The sequence below is a fragment of the Microvirga sp. Mcv34 genome, from assembly GCF_024519725.1.
Lineage (GTDB): Bacteria > Pseudomonadota > Alphaproteobacteria > Rhizobiales > Beijerinckiaceae > Microvirga.
In genome coordinates, this window is sequence record NZ_JALJRK010000005.1 from 141,569 (window position 1) to 158,650 (window position 17,082).

16 protein-coding genes and 1 pseudogene are annotated in these 17,082 nt (G+C 65.1%); 13 read left to right on the forward strand and 4 right to left on the reverse strand.

Going from position 1 to position 17,082, the window contains the following annotated elements; all coding sequences use genetic code 11:
- Window positions 1–123: 123 nt before the first annotated feature.
- From OC446_RS05015 to lpxK, 7 genes are all read left to right on the forward strand, one after another.
- Window positions 124–591 (forward strand): hypothetical protein, encoded by a 468-nt coding sequence (locus OC446_RS05015; protein ID WP_262027948.1) that lies wholly within the window; start codon window positions 124–126, stop codon window positions 589–591.
- Between the two features lie 18 nt (window positions 592–609).
- The gene (ubiA, locus tag OC446_RS05020; protein WP_262027949.1) at window positions 610–1,539 is read left to right on the forward strand and encodes a 4-hydroxybenzoate octaprenyltransferase; all 930 of its coding nucleotides are present in this window, start codon (window positions 610–612) and stop codon (window positions 1,537–1,539) included.
- An 80-nt stretch (window positions 1,540–1,619) separates the two neighbouring features.
- Window positions 1,620–2,423 carry an inositol monophosphatase family protein gene (locus OC446_RS05025; protein WP_262027950.1) on the forward strand — a complete coding sequence of 268 codons (804 nt, stop codon included), beginning with the start codon at window positions 1,620–1,622 and terminating at the stop codon, window positions 2,421–2,423.
- Between the two features lie 59 nt (window positions 2,424–2,482).
- Window positions 2,483–2,716 carry a DUF4170 domain-containing protein gene (locus OC446_RS05030; protein WP_262027951.1) on the forward strand — a complete coding sequence of 78 codons (234 nt, stop codon included), beginning with the start codon at window positions 2,483–2,485 and terminating at the stop codon, window positions 2,714–2,716.
- Window positions 2,717–2,730: 14 nt separating this feature from the next.
- Window positions 2,731–3,465 (forward strand): lysophospholipid acyltransferase family protein, encoded by a 735-nt coding sequence (locus OC446_RS05035; RefSeq protein WP_410055005.1) that lies wholly within the window; start codon window positions 2,731–2,733, stop codon window positions 3,463–3,465.
- Window positions 3,462–4,751, forward strand: coding sequence for a 3-deoxy-D-manno-octulosonic acid transferase (locus OC446_RS05040; protein ID WP_262027953.1), 1,290 nt, complete (start codon window positions 3,462–3,464; stop codon window positions 4,749–4,751). Before OC446_RS05035 ends, OC446_RS05040 begins: the two co-directional genes overlap by 4 nt.
- Window positions 4,751–5,767 carry a tetraacyldisaccharide 4'-kinase gene (gene lpxK / locus OC446_RS05045; RefSeq protein ID WP_262027954.1) on the forward strand — a complete coding sequence of 339 codons (1,017 nt, stop codon included), beginning with the start codon at window positions 4,751–4,753 and terminating at the stop codon, window positions 5,765–5,767. The genes OC446_RS05040 and lpxK overlap by 1 nt, the downstream gene beginning before the upstream one ends.
- A gap of 9 nt (window positions 5,768–5,776) precedes the next feature.
- Here lpxK and OC446_RS05050 read toward each other — a convergent pair whose 3' ends face one another.
- On the reverse strand, window positions 5,777–5,998 hold the full coding sequence (locus OC446_RS05050) for a DUF2093 domain-containing protein (RefSeq protein WP_262027955.1): 222 nt from the start codon (window positions 5,996–5,998) through the stop codon (window positions 5,777–5,779).
- Window positions 5,999–6,068: 70 nt separating this feature from the next.
- Window positions 6,069–7,643: an exodeoxyribonuclease VII large subunit gene (gene xseA, locus OC446_RS05055; RefSeq protein ID WP_262027956.1), complete on the reverse strand. Its 1,575-nt coding sequence runs from the start codon at window positions 7,641–7,643 to the stop codon at window positions 6,069–6,071.
- Window positions 7,644–7,828: 185 nt separating this feature from the next.
- Between xseA and purD the strand changes: the two genes are divergently transcribed.
- The 4 genes from purD to OC446_RS30985 all read left to right on the forward strand — a co-directional run bounded on the left by purD (window position 7,829) and on the right by OC446_RS30985 (window position 12,797).
- Window positions 7,829–9,106 carry a phosphoribosylamine--glycine ligase gene (gene purD, locus OC446_RS05060; protein WP_262027957.1) on the forward strand — a complete coding sequence of 426 codons (1,278 nt, stop codon included), beginning with the start codon at window positions 7,829–7,831 and terminating at the stop codon, window positions 9,104–9,106.
- A 151-nt stretch (window positions 9,107–9,257) separates the two neighbouring features.
- The gene (locus OC446_RS05065) at window positions 9,258–10,166 is read left to right on the forward strand and encodes an alpha/beta fold hydrolase (RefSeq protein ID WP_262027958.1); all 909 of its coding nucleotides are present in this window, start codon (window positions 9,258–9,260) and stop codon (window positions 10,164–10,166) included.
- 125 nt (window positions 10,167–10,291) lie between these two features.
- The gene (locus OC446_RS05070) at window positions 10,292–12,010 is read left to right on the forward strand and encodes a calcium-binding protein (RefSeq protein ID WP_262027959.1); all 1,719 of its coding nucleotides are present in this window, start codon (window positions 10,292–10,294) and stop codon (window positions 12,008–12,010) included.
- Between the two features lie 94 nt (window positions 12,011–12,104).
- Window positions 12,105–12,797, forward strand: a complete 693-nt coding sequence (locus OC446_RS30985; protein WP_410055006.1) for a GH25 family lysozyme — start codon at window positions 12,105–12,107, stop codon at window positions 12,795–12,797.
- A gap of 13 nt (window positions 12,798–12,810) precedes the next feature.
- Here OC446_RS30985 and OC446_RS05080 read toward each other — a convergent pair whose 3' ends face one another.
- Complete coding sequence (locus tag OC446_RS05080) at window positions 12,811–13,239, reverse strand: nucleoside deaminase (RefSeq protein ID WP_262027989.1); 429 nt, start codon at window positions 13,237–13,239, stop codon at window positions 12,811–12,813.
- 105 nt (window positions 13,240–13,344) lie between these two features.
- Here OC446_RS05080 and OC446_RS05085 point away from each other — a divergent pair, with 105 nt between their 5' ends.
- Both OC446_RS05085 and rsmD read left to right on the forward strand, forming a co-directional pair.
- Window positions 13,345–15,408 (forward strand): pseudouridine synthase, encoded by a 2,064-nt coding sequence (locus tag OC446_RS05085; RefSeq protein ID WP_262027961.1) that lies wholly within the window; start codon window positions 13,345–13,347, stop codon window positions 15,406–15,408.
- Window positions 15,409–15,647: 239 nt separating this feature from the next.
- Window positions 15,648–16,208, forward strand: a pseudogene (gene rsmD / locus OC446_RS05090) (16S rRNA (guanine(966)-N(2))-methyltransferase RsmD); the annotation flags it as partial.
- A gap of 6 nt (window positions 16,209–16,214) precedes the next feature.
- Here rsmD and OC446_RS05095 read toward each other — a convergent pair.
- The gene (locus OC446_RS05095; protein WP_262027962.1) at window positions 16,215–16,982 is read right to left on the reverse strand and encodes a hypothetical protein; all 768 of its coding nucleotides are present in this window, start codon (window positions 16,980–16,982) and stop codon (window positions 16,215–16,217) included.
- Window positions 16,983–17,082: the final 100 nt, after the last annotated feature.

A 17,082-nucleotide genomic window follows, 5' to 3' on the forward strand; every position in this document is an offset into this window, starting at 1 on the left:
CAGGTGCGGGATGGCACAGGGTGTGATTTAGGCGACCATTCGCCTCTTGGCCTCAAGGCTCTGAACCTGTTAACAGAACACAGGCGCGCGAGACGTCGCGTGCCAAGTAAGGGAATTTTGGGCATGACGCACATCCGTTCGCATATCCTGGCTGCGTTTGCCGTCGCCGGCATTTTCGTGACCGCTCCTGCCTTCGCGCAGTCGAGCACCTGCCAGGAAGGGCAGAAGATCCTCCAGGAACGCCAGAGCCTCATCCAGCAGGTCAACAAGCTCACCAACGGCGGCAAGAACAAGAAGCTCGACCCGCGGGAGGCCTGCACCATCTTCTCCAAGCTGGTGACGAACGGAACCGCCGGCGAGAAGTGGATGACCGCCAACAAGGATTGGTGCCAGGTCCCGGACCAGCTGGTCCAGAGCTTCTCCGAGGACCATAAGCGGTCCCAGCAATTCAAGGGCCAGGCCTGCGGCGCAGCCGCGAAGATGGCCGAGATGGAGAAACGCGCCAAGCAGCAGGCCCAGCAGGGCGGCGGCGCCGGCAAGCTGGGCGGCGGCCTGACCGGCACCCTGAGCATCCCGAAGGGCGCCCTCTAAGCCGGGTTCCGACGAGCCATGGAGCGTCCTGGAGCGCCTTCCCTGCCCGATGCCGTGAAGGGCCATTGGGCCGACCGGTGGGCGCCCGCGGGCCTCAGGCCCTATCTGCGCCTTGCGCGTATCGAGCGGCCGATCGGCTGGTGGCTGCTTCTCCTGCCCTGCTGGTGGTCGGCGGCGCTCGCCGCCGTCGCGGCGGGACAGCCCTGGCCCAACCCGGTCCATTGCCTCCTGTTCCTCGTCGGCGCCGTGGCAATGCGCGGGGCCGGCTGCACCTATAACGACATCGTCGACCGGGACCTCGATACGCGGGTCGAGCGCACCCGCCAGCGCCCCCTGCCTTCGGGTCAGATCACCCTGAAGGGCGCCCTGGCTTTCCTCGGACTCCAGGCCATCGTCGGCCTTCTGGTCCTGCTCCAGTTCAACGCCTTCGCCATCGCGACCGGCTTCGCCTCGCTGGGCGTCGTGGCGCTCTATCCGTTCATGAAGCGCTTCTTCTGGATGCCCCAGATCGTTCTGGGCTTTGCCTTCGCCTGGGGCGCCCTGATGGGCTGGGCCGCCGCCTTCGGCTTCCTGAGCTGGGCTCCGATCCTCCTCTATCTCGGCAGCATCGCCTGGGTGGTGGGCTACGACACGATCTATGCCCTGCAGGACATCGAGGACGACGAGATCGCCGGGATCAAGTCCTCGGCCCGCTTCTTCGGGGAAAACGTGAAGCTCGGCGTCGGCATCTGCTATGCGCTGACCCTGGTCTTCATCACCGCATCCCTGGCCCTGGTCAGGGCAGGCTGGCCGTCCTTTGCCGGCTTGAGCCTCTTTGCCCTCCATTTGGGCTGGCAGGTCGCGCGCATCGACCGGGCGGACGGCGCGGGCGCGCTGCGGCTCTTCCGCGCGAACCGGGATGCCGGCCTGGTCCTGTTCGCGGCCATGACCCTCGACTGTTTCATCTAGGAATGTCAGCCGCGTCGAAATGGAAGGTTTAGACAGGCGGCCTATGGTATCTCCTGCCAATAGCTACCATCTCAGGTTCGATGCTCTCTTCCTCAACCCAACCGATCGCCGCTCTCGCTCCCGCCGTCCGTGACGCCGCCCGCCGGGCGGGCGAGCTGGCCCTGCCCTATTACCGCGCCGGCGCGCAGACGGCCGCCCGGCTCTGGTACAAGGGGCAGAGCTCACCGGTGACGGAGGCGGACATCGCCCTCGACGTCTTCCTGAAGGAGCATCTGTCAGGTCTGTTTCCCGAGTCCGGCTGGCTCTCCGAGGAAACGGCCGACGATCCGTCGCGCCTCGACCAGAGCTATGTCTGGATCGTCGACCCCATCGACGGCACGCGAGCCTTCGCCTCCGGGCTTTCCGACTGGGCCATCTCCATCGCCCTGGTGCAGGACGGTAGACCCGTTCTCGGCGTCCTTCATGCTCCAGTCCATGAGCGCCTCTATGAAGCACGGATCGGCGAAGGAGCCTGGTGCAACGGCGAGAGGCTGGCGCTCGCGCAAGCCGACGATATCTCCCGCGCGCGGGTGGCGGGCCCCAAGCCTCTCGTGGACCGGTTCGAGCGCCGCATGGGCCCGGTCGAGCGCCTGCCCAAGGTGCCGTCCCTGGCGCTCCGGCTGGCCCGGGTGGCGGAAGGCACCATCGATGTCGGACTCGTCTCCGCCAATGCCCAGGACTGGGACATCGCCGCGGCCGACCTCATTCTTCAGGAGGCCGGCGGCCGCCTGACGGGGTTCGATGGTTCGACCCCGATTTACAACAGGCCTCGGCCCTCTCACGATGAGATGATTGCCGTTGCGTCACGGTTGCATCCTCGTGCTATTGGAGCCATGAGAGCCTGACGTCGTCGGCTCGCATCGATACCGACCCCTCCAACACTCTTCAGAAGAGCCCTATCACCATGACCGACACGCCTGGCAAGCAGCTCCTGCATCTGGTTTTCGGCGGCGAGCTCAGCAGCCTCGAATCCGTCGATTTCAAGGATCTTTCCAAGCTCGACATCGTCGGAATCTACCCGAACTACGCCAGCGCCCATGCGGCCTGGAAGGCCAAGGCGCAGGCCACCGTGGACAACGCGCAGATGCGCTACTTCATCGTCCACCTCCACCGTCTTCTGGATCCGCAGCACGGCTGACCCTTCCAGTCGCCATGGGTCTCATGAAGCGCATCATCCGGTCGCGGGCCGTCCAGGAAACCCTGGGCTTCATCGTCGCGGGCTATCTCAAGTTCGTTCAGCGCACGAACCGGTTCGTCATGGAACCGGCCGATGCCTATGACCGGATCGAGATGCCCGTGATCGCCGCCATGTGGCACGGGCAGCACTTCATGATCCATTTCGCCAAACGGCCACAGGACCGCGCCGCGAGCCTTGTGTCACGCTCCGGCGACGGCGAGTTCAACGCCGTCGCCCTGCGCCACCTAGGTGTCAGGGCGATCCGTGGCTCGGGCGCGCGGGGCCGCGACATCCGCAAGAAGGGCGGAGCCCAGGCCATGCGCGCCATGCTGCGCGCCTTGAGCGATGGGGAAATGGTCGTGATGACCGCCGACATTCCGAAGATCTCCCGGATCTGCGGCCAGGGCATCGTCACCCTCGCGCAATTGTCCGGCCGCCCCATCGTGCCGGTCGCCGTGGTCACGAGCCGCCGCATCGATTTCGACAGCTGGGACAAGGCCAGCATCGGTCTGCCCTTCGGGCGCGGAGCCATGGTGCTCGGCGAGCCGGTCCATGTGCCGCGCGACGCGGACGAGCCGACGCTGGAATCCCTGCGCAAGACGGTGGAGAGGGAACTCGACCGGGTCCACGAGCGGGCCTATGCTCTCGTCGGATCGAGGGATCCCGGCGCCAAGCCCGATCCCGTGCTCATGGAAGGTTCCCAGGCATGAGCTTCCCGATCGTCTTCAAGGCTTATCGCGCGGCCGTATCCGCCCTGGAGCCGGCCGTGCTCGGCCTCCTTTACTGGCGCCAGCACAAGGGGCGTGAGGACCGGACGCGACTCGGCGAGCGCCAGGGCTATCCAAGCCGGCAGCGGCCCAAGGGCCACCTGATCTGGGTTCACGGCGCCAGTATCGGCGAGACCCTGTCCCTCCTGCCCATCGTGGAACGGATGACGCAGCGCGGCGTTGCGGTCCTGGTCACGTCGGGCACGAAGACCTCCGCGTCTCTCATTGCCCGCCGGCTTCCGCCTGGAGCCATCCATCAGTTCGTCCCGCTGGACGTGCCACGTTATGTAAAGCGGTTCCTGGAGCACTGGCAGCCTGACCTCGCCCTGATCGCGGAATCAGAGATCTGGCCGAACACCATCATGGCACTCGCCGAGCGAGACATCCCGCTCGTCATGGTGAACGGGCGCATGTCGGACCGGTCGTACCGGCGCTGGCAGAAGATGCCGCGCATCATCAAAGGCCTCCTGGACCAGTTCGCCCTGTGCCTTGCCCAGACGGCCGAGGACGCCGAGCGGCTGGCGCGGCTCGGTGCCCCTCGGGTGATCGTGACAGGCAACATCAAGTTCGACGCGGCGCCTCCCCCGGCCGATCCTCGGGTGGTGGCGCATCTCTCGGGCATGATCGCGGGCCGCCCCGTCTGGCTTGCCGCCAGCACGCATCCGGGAGAAGAAAGCGTGATCGTCGCCGTGCATCGCGCCCTGGCGAAGCGCTACCCTTCCCTGCTCACCATCATCGCCCCACGCCATCCACATCGGGGAACGGAGGTCGCGGCCCTGGCGGGACAGGCCGGCCTGCGCGCGAGCCGGCGCTCCGAGGGCATTCACCCGGACCGGGCGACGGATGTGTACGTGGTCGACACGGTGGGCGAAATGGGCCTGTTCTATCGGCTCTCCCCCGTTGTCCTCATGGGGGGCACCCTGGTGCCGGTCGGCGGGCACAACCCGATCGAGCCGGCCAAGCTGGGCGCGGCCATCCTGCATGGCCCGCATGTCCATACAGCCACCGAGATTTACGAGGCTCTCGATCAGTCCCGAGGCGCCCTGATGGTGAAGGACAGCGCCACGCTTGCCCGCGCCGTCAACGAGTTGCTGAGCAACGCGGCGCTGACGCGCGACATGGCCCGCAAGGCCGGAGAGGCCGTGCAGGCGCTGGGCGGCGCAGTAGACCGTACGATGCAATCGGTCGAGCCGTTCATCGTCCAGGCGAAACTGGGGGCCCGCCGCTGATGCGCGCGCCGCGCTTCTGGTGGCACCCCTTCCCTACCCTGCCGGCCAACCTGCTGCGCCCGGCGAGCCTCCTCTACACCTCCATCGCGGCGCGGCGGATGCGTCGTCCGGGCGAGAAGGCGGACCTTCCCGTCATCTGCATCGGGAACTTTACCGCGGGCGGCGCCGGCAAGACGCCGACGGCCCTGGCGGTCGCAAGGATTCTCGATGTGGCGGGAGAGAGCCCGGCCTTCCTGTCGCGGGGCTATGGCGGAAGCCTTCCGGGTCCCGTGCAGGTCCGCAGGCCGGAGCATACCGCCTCCGACGTGGGCGACGAACCGATCCTGCTCTCGCGGACGACCAGGACCATCGTGTCCCGCGACCGCCCGGCCGGCGCGCGGCTGGCCTACGAATCCGGCGCGACCGTCGTGGTCATGGACGACGGGCTCCAGAATCCGTCCCTGACCAAGGATTGCGCTATCGCGGTCGTGGATGGGGCAACCGGGATCGGCAACGGGCTGCCTTTGCCGGCTGGGCCGCTCCGCGCTCCGATCGACGTTCAATGGCCCATGATCGATGCGGTTCTGATCATCGGCGAAGGCGCGCCCGGCAGACAGGTGGCCGAGGAGGCCGCGCGGCGCGACAAACGCGTGTTCGAGGCAAGGCTCGTGCCGCCTCCGGAGGCCGCTCAATCGCTCGAAGGCAGGAAGGTCCTGGCTTTCGCCGGAATCGGACGGCCTGGAAAGTTCTTCGAGACCCTGCGCGCCTGTGGGGCCACCGTCGAAGCCGCCCGCTCGTTTCCCGACCACCATCGCTACACGGCGGCCGAACTCGCGGCTCTGCGACGGGAGGCCGAGGCAGGCGGGCTTGTGGCCGTCACGACGGAAAAGGACTTCGCCCGGATCGCCGCGGCGCGGGATGAGGAATCCTGGCCGGATCTCATGGTCCTGCCCGTGCGGCTCCGGATCGAGAACGAGGCGGGCCTGCGCAACCTGCTCTTGCGCCGCATCAACGAGAGGCGTTTGCGCGTCGCCTGAAGGATGGCCTTACTGTTCGGGTGCGGTCTGGCCCGTGATGCGCATCATGACCGCCTCGGGCGAGGCATAGGCCTCCTGCCTCTCGACACTCCAATATTTCAGCTCGTCGAGGGGGATCTCGACGCCCGTCACCGCGCAGCGCACATAAGCCCCGGGCTTCACGACCCGAAGGTTGCTGTCGAGATATTGCACGACGGCTTCGCCGCCGCTGCGTTGGATCTTGTTCAACATCGATGACATCGAGAAATGCGTTGCGCCTTTCTTCACATAAGCAGGGAGGCTGAGGATTTCCAATCCTCAATCAGAACAAGGCGCCCTGCTCCTCCGCCACAACGAGCTTCGGCTTGGCCGCCCTCGTCCGCGACCCGATCCGGCCGCCGGTCGCATCCGCCCTGCCGTCGGCGAATTCGAGCACGAGGGCCTGACCGTCCAGCACCGCCTCCGCCGAATTGAGTGGCTGCCCGTCCGCGTCCCTGACCAGGGCGAAGCCGCGCTTGAGCACGGATTTGTAGTTCAGGCTGTCGAAGAGCTTCGACACCGCCTCCAGCCTGTCGGCCTTGCGGGCGATCTGTCCCTGCAGCGCCGGCACGAGACGCTCGGCCACCCGCCGGGTGAGTTCATGGCCTTGCGCAAGGCGCGTGCGCTCGGCGCGCAGCAGCGCCTCTCGTGACACCACCAGGCGGCGGCCGATCTGCTTCAGGCTCTCCTCGCGCAGCAGGATGGACCGGCAGACCGCATTGTGGGGACGCGGACCGACCGCATCGAGCCGGGCCCGCATCCGGGCCACATTGGCCACCGGCGAGACATGGGCCAGTTGGCGCGCAACCTTGAGAAGACGCTCCTCATGGCCGCGGGCATTGCGAGCGAGCGCCGGATAGAGCTTGGCGGCCGCAAGGTCGAGCCGCTGACGCTTGGGCGAAAACAGGGCTTCCGGGGTCGGCAGCGCACGGGCCGTGGCGCGCAGGTCCGACCGGCGGCGCTCCACGAGGCGAAGCGTCGCTTCCATATGGCGCCGGGAGAGGTCGTTGACGGCGGCCATGAGCTCGACCCGCACCGGCACCACCATCTCGGCGGCGCCCGTGGGCGTGGGAGCCCGCCGGTCGGACGCATAGTCGATCAGCGTCGTGTCGGTCTCGTGGCCCACCGCCGAGACGAGCGGGATGGCGCTCTCGGCGGCGGCGCGCACCACGATTTCCTCGTTGAAACCCCAGAGGTCCTCGATGGAACCACCGCCGCGGGCGACGATCAGCACGTCAGGCCGTGGGATCCGGCCGCCCGGCTCCAGGGCGTTGAAGCCGCGGATAGCGGCGGCGACCTCCGCCGCGCAGGTGTCGCCCTGCACGCGCACGGGCCATACCAGCACCCGGCGCGGGAAGCGGTCTTCCAGCCGGTGGAGAATGTCGCGGATCACCGCGCCGGTCGGCGAGGTGACGACGCCAATCACCCGGGGCAGGAACGGCAGGGGCCGCTTGCGCTCCTGGGCGAACAACCCTTCGGCGTTGAGCTTGCGCCGGCGCTCCTCGAGCAGGGCCATCAGGGCGCCGATGCCGGCGGGCTCGAGCGTGTCGATGACGATCTGGTACTTGGACGAGCCCGGGAAGGTGGTGATGCGCCCGGTGGCGATGACCTCCATCCCCTCCTCGGGGCGGATCTTGAGCCGGGCGAAGGATCCCTTCCAGATCACCGCGTCGATTCGGGCATTCTGGTCCTTCAGGCAGAAATAGGCATGGCCCGACGAATGCGGCCCGCGATAGCCCGATACCTCGCCCCTGAGGCGTACGTGGCCGAACGCATCCTCTAGGGTGCGCTTGAGGGCCCCCGCCAAGTCGGACACCGACCACTCGGGAGCATTCGAGGGAGCTTTTTCTGCGAACATGACGAGAACCTAATCCGCCCGGCGCTACCCTGCCAAGGGCGCGGGCGCAACAGCCATTCACAATGCCGAACTATCCCCTGTGCATTTCGCCGCGCCTGCGAAACAGGTTCCGTTTCACGCTTTCGAGACTAGGCGCAAAAGCCTTCAGCCTTTAAGAGCGCAAGCAGCACAGGGAGGCGAAAGTCATGAACATTCTTCTCATCGGATCCGGCGGGCGGGAGCATGCTCTGGCGAGGAGCCTCTCGGCGAGCGCCCTGTGCGACAACCTCCTCATCGCGCCCGGCAATCCTGGCACGGCGCAGCACGGCACCAACGTGGCGCTCGACGTCACCGATCATAGGGCAGTGATCGATTTCTGCCGGGTGATGAAGGTCGATTTCGTCGTGGTCGGCCCGGAGGCGCCCCTTGTCGCGGGCCTTGTGGACGATCTCCAGGCCGAGGGAATCAAGGCGTTCGGGCCGAGCAAGGCCGCCGCCCAGCTAGAAGGCTCGAAGGCCTTCACCAAGGATCTCTGCGCGGAGTTCGGGATTCCCACGGCCGCCTACCGGCGTTTCACCGACGCGGAAGCGGCCAAGATCTATATCCGGAGCTACGGCGTGCCGATCGTGGTGAAGGCGGACGGCCTCGCGGCCGGAAAGGGCGTGGTGGTCGCCACATCGTTCGAGGAGGCCGAAGCCGCCATCGACATGATGATCGGCGGCGGTCTCGGGGCCGCCGGAGCCGAGGTGGTGATCGAAGCTTTTCTCGAAGGCGAAGAGGCGAGCTTCTTCGCGCTCTGCGACGGCACGCACGCCCTCCCGTTCGGCACGGCCCAGGACCACAAGCGCGTCTTCGACGCAGACCAGGGTCCCAATACCGGCGGCATGGGGGCCTATTCGCCCGCTGCCGTGCTGACGCCGGAGCTGCAGGCCCGCGCCATGCGCGAGATTATCGAGCCGACGCTCGCCGGCATGAAGGCGCGGGGCACGCCCTATACGGGCATTCTCTATGCGGGGCTCATGCTGACCCAGGACGGGCCGCAGCTCATCGAGTATAACGCCCGCCTCGGCGACCCCGAAACCCAGGTGCTGCTGCCGCGCCTGAGATCCGACCTTGTGACGGCGCTGCTCGCTGCCTGCGACGGCGTTCTGAACAGCATCTCCCTGCAATGGTCGGATGAGGCCGCGCTCACCGTCGTCATGGCCGCCAAGGGTTATCCGGGAGCCGTCGAGAAAGGCTCAGAGATCCGCGGCATCGACAGGGCCGAGGCACTGGACGACGTCATCATCTTCCATGCCGGCACGAAACAAGACGGCGACAGGATCGTTGCCAATGGCGGGCGCGTTCTCAACGTCACGGCGTTGGGGCGCACGATCTCCGAGGCGCAGGCCAGGGCCTATGAGGCGGTTTCGAAAATTGATTGGCCGGAGGGCTTCTGCCGCAGGGACATCGGCTGGCGCGCCGTAGAGCGGGAGCGGAGCTGAGTGTCGCGTACTTCCATCGAGGGATGACGCTACGGCAGAAGATTCTCGTTAGGGTTGCACCACATTTTCCTGAACGGGGGCAGTCATTTTTGGGAAGAAATGCCCTACCTTCGCGTATCGTGATTACTGCAGAACCAGCGAGCACCCCTCCATGAGCGACGATCTCTTTCCCGATTTCGAAAGCCACTGGATCGACACCGAGGTGGGACGCATCTTCGCGCGCACGAAAGGCGATGGAAAGCCGCTGGTCCTCCTGCACGGTTTTCCCGAAACGCATGCCATGTGGCATCATCTCGCGCCGATATTGGCCGAAACACACAGGGTCGTCTGCATGGACATGCGCGGCTATGGCTGGTCGGCGGCTCCGAAGGGCGATCCGAAGCACGAGACCTATTCCAAGCGCGCCATGGGCCGCGATGTGATTCGGGTCATGGAAGCGCTGGGGCATGTGCATTTCGCCGTTGCCGGACATGATCGCGGAGCCCGCGTAGCCTACCGGCTCGCGCTCGACCATCCGGGCCGCGTGGAGCGGCTCGCCCTTCTCGACATCCTCCCGACCTATCACGTGTGGGAGCAGATGCGGTCCGGGAAGGTTCCCGAAGCCCATTGGGGGTATCTCTCGCAGGCCCACCCGAAACCGGAAGAAGAGATCGGCCGCGATCCGATCCCCTATTTCGAGGACCTGATGCGGCAATGGTCGGGCACGGGAGATCTGAGCGCGTTCAATTCCAAAGCGCTGCGCTCCTATTGGCAGAGTTGCAACGAACCCAGCCGCATTCACGCCTTCTGCGAGGATTATCGGGCCGGCGCGACGCAGGACATCGAGGCCGACGAAGCGGATCTCGCCGCGGGCAAGACGATCCAGTGCCCGACCCACCTGATCTGGAGCGACTATTATCTCGTCAGCGGTCCCATGGGCGACCGCAAGAAGCCTCTCGAGATCTGGCACCAGAGCTTCGCCCCCAAAGCGACCGGCAATGGCGTCAGTTCAGGACATTTCGTAGCAGAAGAAAACCCGAGCGCGACGCTGGGGGCGCTGCAGGCTTTTCTGGCGGATTGAATTAACTCTGCGCCAAGCCTTCTCGGAAGGTGCGCTCGCACACCGTCCTGTCCGATGTAGAGACCAATCAATTGTGAAAGCTATATGATATGTTATAATAAGCTAAAATCTAGAGACTTATCCCTATGCTGGCTTCTCTTCCGCACACCGCACCTCTGAGCATTCCCAATTCATTTGCGAGCACCGCAATCGCCCTGTCCGATGGCAATTACATGATTGCCTGGACAGAGACCAATGGACCTTCCGACGCTCAAGTCGCGAGCATATTCACCCAAATCATGAACCCCGCAGGACAAATTCTGCGTGGGAAAGAGCTAACCTATCAAAAGCAAGGCACTGATTTCACGCAACTTGACGGTGTGACGCTCGCGGACGGAAGAACTGCGCTGGTCTGGTACGATGGCTCGATCAGCAAGATTGAAGCGACGTTCTTCAGCCCGAGTCATGTCCTGATCTCAGGCAATCCCGTGACTATCAGCGATCCGGCCGCGTCCGACCCTTCCCTTTACAGAGTCGATGCCAAGGCGGATGGCGGCTTCACTGTCCTTTACAGCGGCAGCGTTCTCTTTCCTGGCGATGCCGATCCACAACGTTGCTTGATCGAAGCCATTGTGAGCAAAAGCGGCACAGGTTGGACGCCAGATTCCTCCACCGTTCACAATATGCCTTCTTCCGAAGGAAACCTAAGGGTGACAGCCGGCCTGCCGAACGGGAACTTGATCACATTGTTGGCCACCAACGCGGGCACGATTCAAGCTTACGAGTACAATGCGACTGTAGATGAGGTGGTAGCAACTTGGACTGTCGGAACCTTCGCCACAGGGGCCGGAGTTCACATGGGCGTTTCTGCGCTCGCGAATGGCGGCTCTGTTGCGGTTTGGGAAGATAAAACCGGAACCGGCGCCAAGGTCATGCATCTGCAGGCGTTCAATGCCAGCGGACAGCCTGTCGGAGCGGCGGTCGACTTCGCGATCCCCAATCTGACGGTCGAGGGTATCCCCCAAGTCAAAGCGCTGGCCAATGGCGGGTTCGCGCTGAGCTTTGAGGTAAGGACGGCCGTCGGCGACACGGACGTTTATGTGGCAGCCAGCGCAGCCAACGGGACCATCATCCAGGACGCCGTCACCGTCGGCACCGTCACGGCGGGCGATCAATACAATCCCGCAATCGTCGGGCTCGCCAACGGCACCTTCGTCGTCAGCTGGAGGGATGCAAATACATTCAAATTCGAGAGCGAGATTTTCGGCGTAACCGGCACCCCCACGGACCCCAGCACCCCCAACACTCCCAGCACTCCTTCAACGCCGACCACCCCCGCTTGGTCCGCGACGCAAGGCGATGACCTCTACGTCGGCACGGCCGGGAATGATCACGTGAGCGGCCTGGGCGGCGATGACAGGCTTGGTGGCGGCGCTGGGGACGATCAGCTCTCAGGCGATGCGGGCAACGACTTCCTCGAAGGAGGCGATGGCTCGGACATTCTGCGCGGTGGCCTTGGCAAGGATACACTGAGCGGTGGAGCGGGTGCGGATTCGTTCTATTTCGATTCCGCTGTGGCCAAGAAGAAGAACACCAACATCGACAAGATCGTGAGTTTTAACGTCAAGGACGATACGATCTACCTGGCGAAAGCTGTCTTCACGAAGCTCAAGGCCGGAAAGCTCAAGAAGGATGCCTTCTTCATCGGCAACAAGGCCCATGACGGCTCAGACAGGGTCATCTACGACAAGAAGTCCGGCAAGGTCTTCTACGATCCCGACGGCACCGGGAAGCAGCAGCAGATCCAGTTCGCCACCCTCGATAAGAACCTGAAGATGACGGAAAAGGACTTCTTCGTCTTCTAAAGCCCTGTCTACCTGGCTTCTCCCGGATTCCGGCATCACGCCGGAAGTCTTTTCTTGTTGAGAGCAGATCCAAACAGGTCACGAGCGGCTTTTCATGAGACGTTTCAATCGCACCTTTATCATAACCGCAATAGCCTGTTCGGGCGCCGTATGTCTCGCTTTCCTCTACATTCGGTTTTATGAGCCTGATCGCACCACATACCCTGTGCGGGGCATAGACGTCTCACACCACCAGAAAGAGATCGACTGGCACAAAGTAGCCAATGACGATGTGAGCTTCGCCTTCATCAAGGCTTCGGAAGGTGGTGATCATCGCGACAGGCGGTTTGCCGCGAACTGGAAAGAGGCCCAGGCCGCTGGTCTGAAAGTCGGCACCTATCACTTCTTCACGTTCTGCCGCCCGGGCGGCGATCAGGCCAAGAACTTTCTCGATGCGCTCGGAGCGGATAAAGGTTCGCTCCCGGCTGCCCTGGACCTCGAGTTCGGCGGAAACTGCAACGTCGCGCCGGACCCGTCGGATATCAGGGCCGAGATCCATCGCTTCCTCGAACCTGTCGAGCGCCATACGGGCAAGCCCGTCGTTCTGTATGTCACGCCCGAATTCTGGGAAGCTTATCACCACATTCTGCCGCGAAGACCGCTCTGGGTCCGTTCCCTCTTCTGGAAACCATCACAGAAGGAGTGGAGCATCTGGCAATACCACAATGCCGGCAGTGTTGACGGGATCTCAGGCCGAGTGGATCTGAATGTCATTCAGGATATGCACGCACTGTCGTCAGGAAATTGATTGGAATCTGCGCTCAGCGCCTATCCTCAAAAAAGCCTTTCAGCAGCTGAGCCGCCTCCCTCTCCCGGATGCCGCCATAGACCTCCGGGGCGTGGTGGCAGGTCGGCTGATCGAAGAAGCGGACCCCGCTGTCGACCGCGCCCCCCTTGAGGTCATGGGCCGCGTAATAGACCCGCCGGAGCCGGGCGAAAGAGATAGCCCCCGCGCACATGGTGCAGGGCTCCAGGGTGACGTAGAGATCGCAGCCGGACAGGCGCTCGTCGTCCAAAGCCTCGCAGGCTTGGCGGATGGCGAGCATTTCCGCGTGGGCCGAGGGGTCCCGCAGCTCGCGCGGGCGGTTGCCTGCCGAGGCGATGACCCGGCCATCCTTGACGACGGCGGCCCCCACGGGCACCTCCCCGCGCGCCGCGGCGGCACGGGCCTCGTCGAAGGCCACGCTCATGGGATCCGGACGTCCCGGATCAAGCGGCTCATGATCGGCGTTATCCGTCAACGGGTTCGCTCCTTAACCCTCGCTTCTATGGAACTCCTCTGCTATCAGGCTCCCATGACCGACAGCAACGACGATAATCGCAGGGGCCGTTCCTCCGGACGCTCCGACCGCGGCCGCCCCTCAGGTGATAGGCCCTTCCGCAAGCCCCGCGAGGGTGGCGAGCGCCCCTTCCGTGCCCGGGGCGACGACGACCGCCCGCGCAAGCCCCGCGAGGCCGGCGACCGGCCTTTCCGCAGCCGCGACGGCGACAAGCCGTTCCGCCCGCGCGGAGAAGAGGGTGAGCGTCCCCGCCGCTTCGAAGGCGGAGAGAAGAAATCCTTCAGGCCCCGCGGCGAGGGCGGCGATAAGCCGTTCCGTGCACGCAGCGGCGGGGACAAGCCCTTCCGCGGTCGCGCCGGCGACGAGCGCCCGCGCCGCTTCGACCGCTCGGCCGAGGATCGTCCGCGCCGCGCCCGGGAGGAAAGCCCGGCCGTGCCGGCCGAGCCGCAGGAGCCCGTCGAGGACCGGATCGCCAAGGTCATCGCCCGGGCGGGCGTCGCATCCCGCCGCGACGCGGAGGTGCTGATCGCGGAAGGCCGCGTGACCCTCAACGGCAAGGTGCTGGAATCCCCGGCCATCAACGTGACGGCGGCCGACAAGATCACCGTGGACGGCGAGCCCCTGCCCGCCAAGGAGCGGACGCGCCTGTGGCTCTTCCACAAGCCGCGCGGCCTCGTGACCACGGCCCGGGACCCGGAAGGCCGTCCGACCGTGTTCGACAACCTGCCCGAGGACCTGCCCCGCGTGGTGGCGGTGGGCCGGCTCGACATCAACACGGAAGGCCTGCTGCTCCTGACCAACGATGGCGGGCTTGCCCGTGTAATCGCACATCCGGATACCGGCTGGCTGCGCCGCTACAAGGTGCGCGCCCATGGCGAGATCAACCAGGCGGACCTCGACAAGCTGCGCGACGGGATCAGCATCGACGGGATCGATTACGGCCCCATCGAGGCGCGCCTCGACCGGATGCAGGGCGACAACGTGTGGATCACGATGGGCCTGCGCGAGGGCAAGAACCGCGAGATCAAGCGCATCCTCGAACATCTCGGCATGCAGGTGAACCGCCTGATCCGCATGTCCTTCGGACCGTTCCAGCTCGGCGACCTCGAAGTCGGCCTCGTGGAAGAGGTGCGCACCAAGGTGCTGCGGGATCAGCTCGGAGACGCGCTGGCCGCAGAAGCGGGTGTCGATTTCGAAAGCCCGGTGCGCGAGCCCATCGCGCCTTTCGGCTCGTCCAAGAAGCAGGACCGCGAGGAGCGCAGCGAGCGTCCCTCACGCTTCGGCCGCGACCGGAACGACGAGCGTCCGCGCCGCCGCCGTGACGACGATGAACGGCCGTCGCGTGGCCGTGGCGGCGACCGGTTCGAGCGCGATGAGGAGGAGCCCAAGAAGCGCCCCTCGCGCCTCGACGTGAAGACGAGCGTGTGGCGCGCCGGCGAGACGGACGAGGACGCCCCGCGCCGGAAGTCCCCGCGCCGCGGCGCCGATCCGAAGGAAGCCCGCGCCGCGAGTGGAGAGCTCCAGCGTGAGCGCGTCGGCGCGATCTCATCGAGCGAGGGCCGCAAGGTCGTCGTGGAGCGTCTGGTGCGCCAGCCGCAGGAAGAGGAAGCGCCGGCACCGCGTCGGGGCCGCGCCACGGCCGGCGGCGAGGATCGTCCGCGCCGCCGCGATGACCGCGAAGGGGCTCCAGCCCGTCGCGGCCGCGAGACCGGCGAGCGCCCCTTCCGTGCCCGCGGCGACGACGAGCGGCCGCGCAAGCCTCGTGAGGCCGGCGACCGGCCATTCCGCACCCGATCCGAGGGCGACGAGCGTCCGCGTTCGCGCCAGGGTGAACGCCCGTTCCGCTCCCGCGAGGGCGGCGGCGACGACCGGCCGCGCAAGCCGCAGGGCGACCGTCCGTTCCGCGCCCGCGGCGACGATGATCGTCCCCGTCGCGGTCCTCCGCGCGGGGATGCTCCCTCGCGCAGCGGCCCGAAAGGCGGAGGCTTCAAGGGCGGCCCCAGAGGCGCGCCCAAGGGCGGCGCCTCGAAGGGCGGCTTCAAGGGCGGTTCCAAAGGCGGCCCGCGCGGCCGCCGCTGAACGAGGGGAAACACCAACCTCATTCTGAGAGGCGGCTCATCAAGCTCTTCCCTCGCTGTCATGGCCGTCCCCGGACTTGATCCGGGGATCAGTCCCGGCCATCCCGATACGGTGAGGTGCGGCGCTTTTCGGATCGGGATCACCGGCACAAGGCCGGTGATGACGGGGGGAGGGTTGCTGGTCCTTGATAATCCGAACTCCTAGGATGAGCTTTCCAAGACTCTCTCAATGAGGTTCAGAACATGAGAATCGTGGGCGGACGCTGGCGCGGCCGCTCGCTCAAGGGGCCGAGCTCGGACGCGATCCGCCCGACCTCGGACCGCCTGCGCGAGGCGCTCTTCAACATCCTCCAGCACGGCTATGACGACCCGATCGAGGGCGCGCGCGTGCTCGACCTCTTCGCCGGAACCGGCGCCCTGGGGCTGGAAGCGCTCTCCCGCGGCGGCGCCTTCGCGCTCTTCGTCGACGATGGTGCGCAGTCCCGTGGCATTATCCGCGAGAACGTGGAAGCCCTCGGCGCCGGCGGCGCCACCCGGCTCTTCCGCCGCGACGCCACCCGCATGGGCGATGCCGCCCCCAACGCGCCCTTCTCCGTCGTCTTCTGCGACCCGCCCTACGGCAAGGACTTGGCGCCCAAGGCCCTGCGTTCCTGTGCCGAAGGCGGCTGGCTCATGCCCGATGCCCTCGTGATCGTGGAAGAGGCGCAGAACGCCGAAGTCACCCTGCCGGAAGGTTTCGAGGAGGTCGAGCGGCGGGGTTACGGGGAAACGAAGGTGCTGTTCGGGCGGTATCGAGGTTGAGGCTGCTTACTGGAATGAGGTTTGTGTTCGGATCCATTTTCGGATCAAGGTGCCACCGAAGACCAAACCTCCTCCTAGGCAAACCGAAATCAGCCAGGGGGCCAGAGTCAGCCCTCCAAGGAGACCGAAAAAGCCTGAGACCAGGATGAGGAAGAGCCCCATTCCGAGGATCAGAAAGATTGCTAAAGCTGCCATGAAGGTTTCGAAGTATCGCCTTCTAGGCTGCCTTTTGATGACAATGACTCCTGCACCTAGGAGAGCGCACAAAGCGCCTATGACGACACTGAAGACGACCTCTGGAATTTTGTCGGATAGCATCGCCTGGTAACCGAGGAGTTTTTCTCTGAAACTTGGATCCCGGCGCGAGAAGCCCCAGTTTTCAAGTCCATTCTCCAGTTCCCACAAACCGTCCCGTTCATGATCCGAGAGGCCCGGTACAATTGGTCCTGACCGGAAGGACGACGGCGTAGGGTCGAGTATCTTCCCCGCGGAGAAATCGAAGATGAGACATCGTCTCACTTCCCAGCATGAGAGCACCATCGAACGCGTCTTGTGACTTCGTGCCAGCAACCGTCCATGCGCATCCACGATGATGACGCGCACGGGATCCGGACCCAAAATTCCATCTCCGTTCAAAAGTCTCGCTTCTCCCATCTCGCCACTGGGAAGCTGAATTTTCTCCACTTGAGTGAAGTACGGACGATGCGCGGAAGCTGGAGACGAGCCGGTGACGGCGATAATGAGCACGAGAAAGAAGGCGGCGATTTGCATCATAAATCATGAATAACAACAAAGTATCACATCGTCACCTTTGAGAGACGACGTTGGAATTTGCCCCATCGTCACCCGCCCGCTATACCGCCCTTCCCTGTCG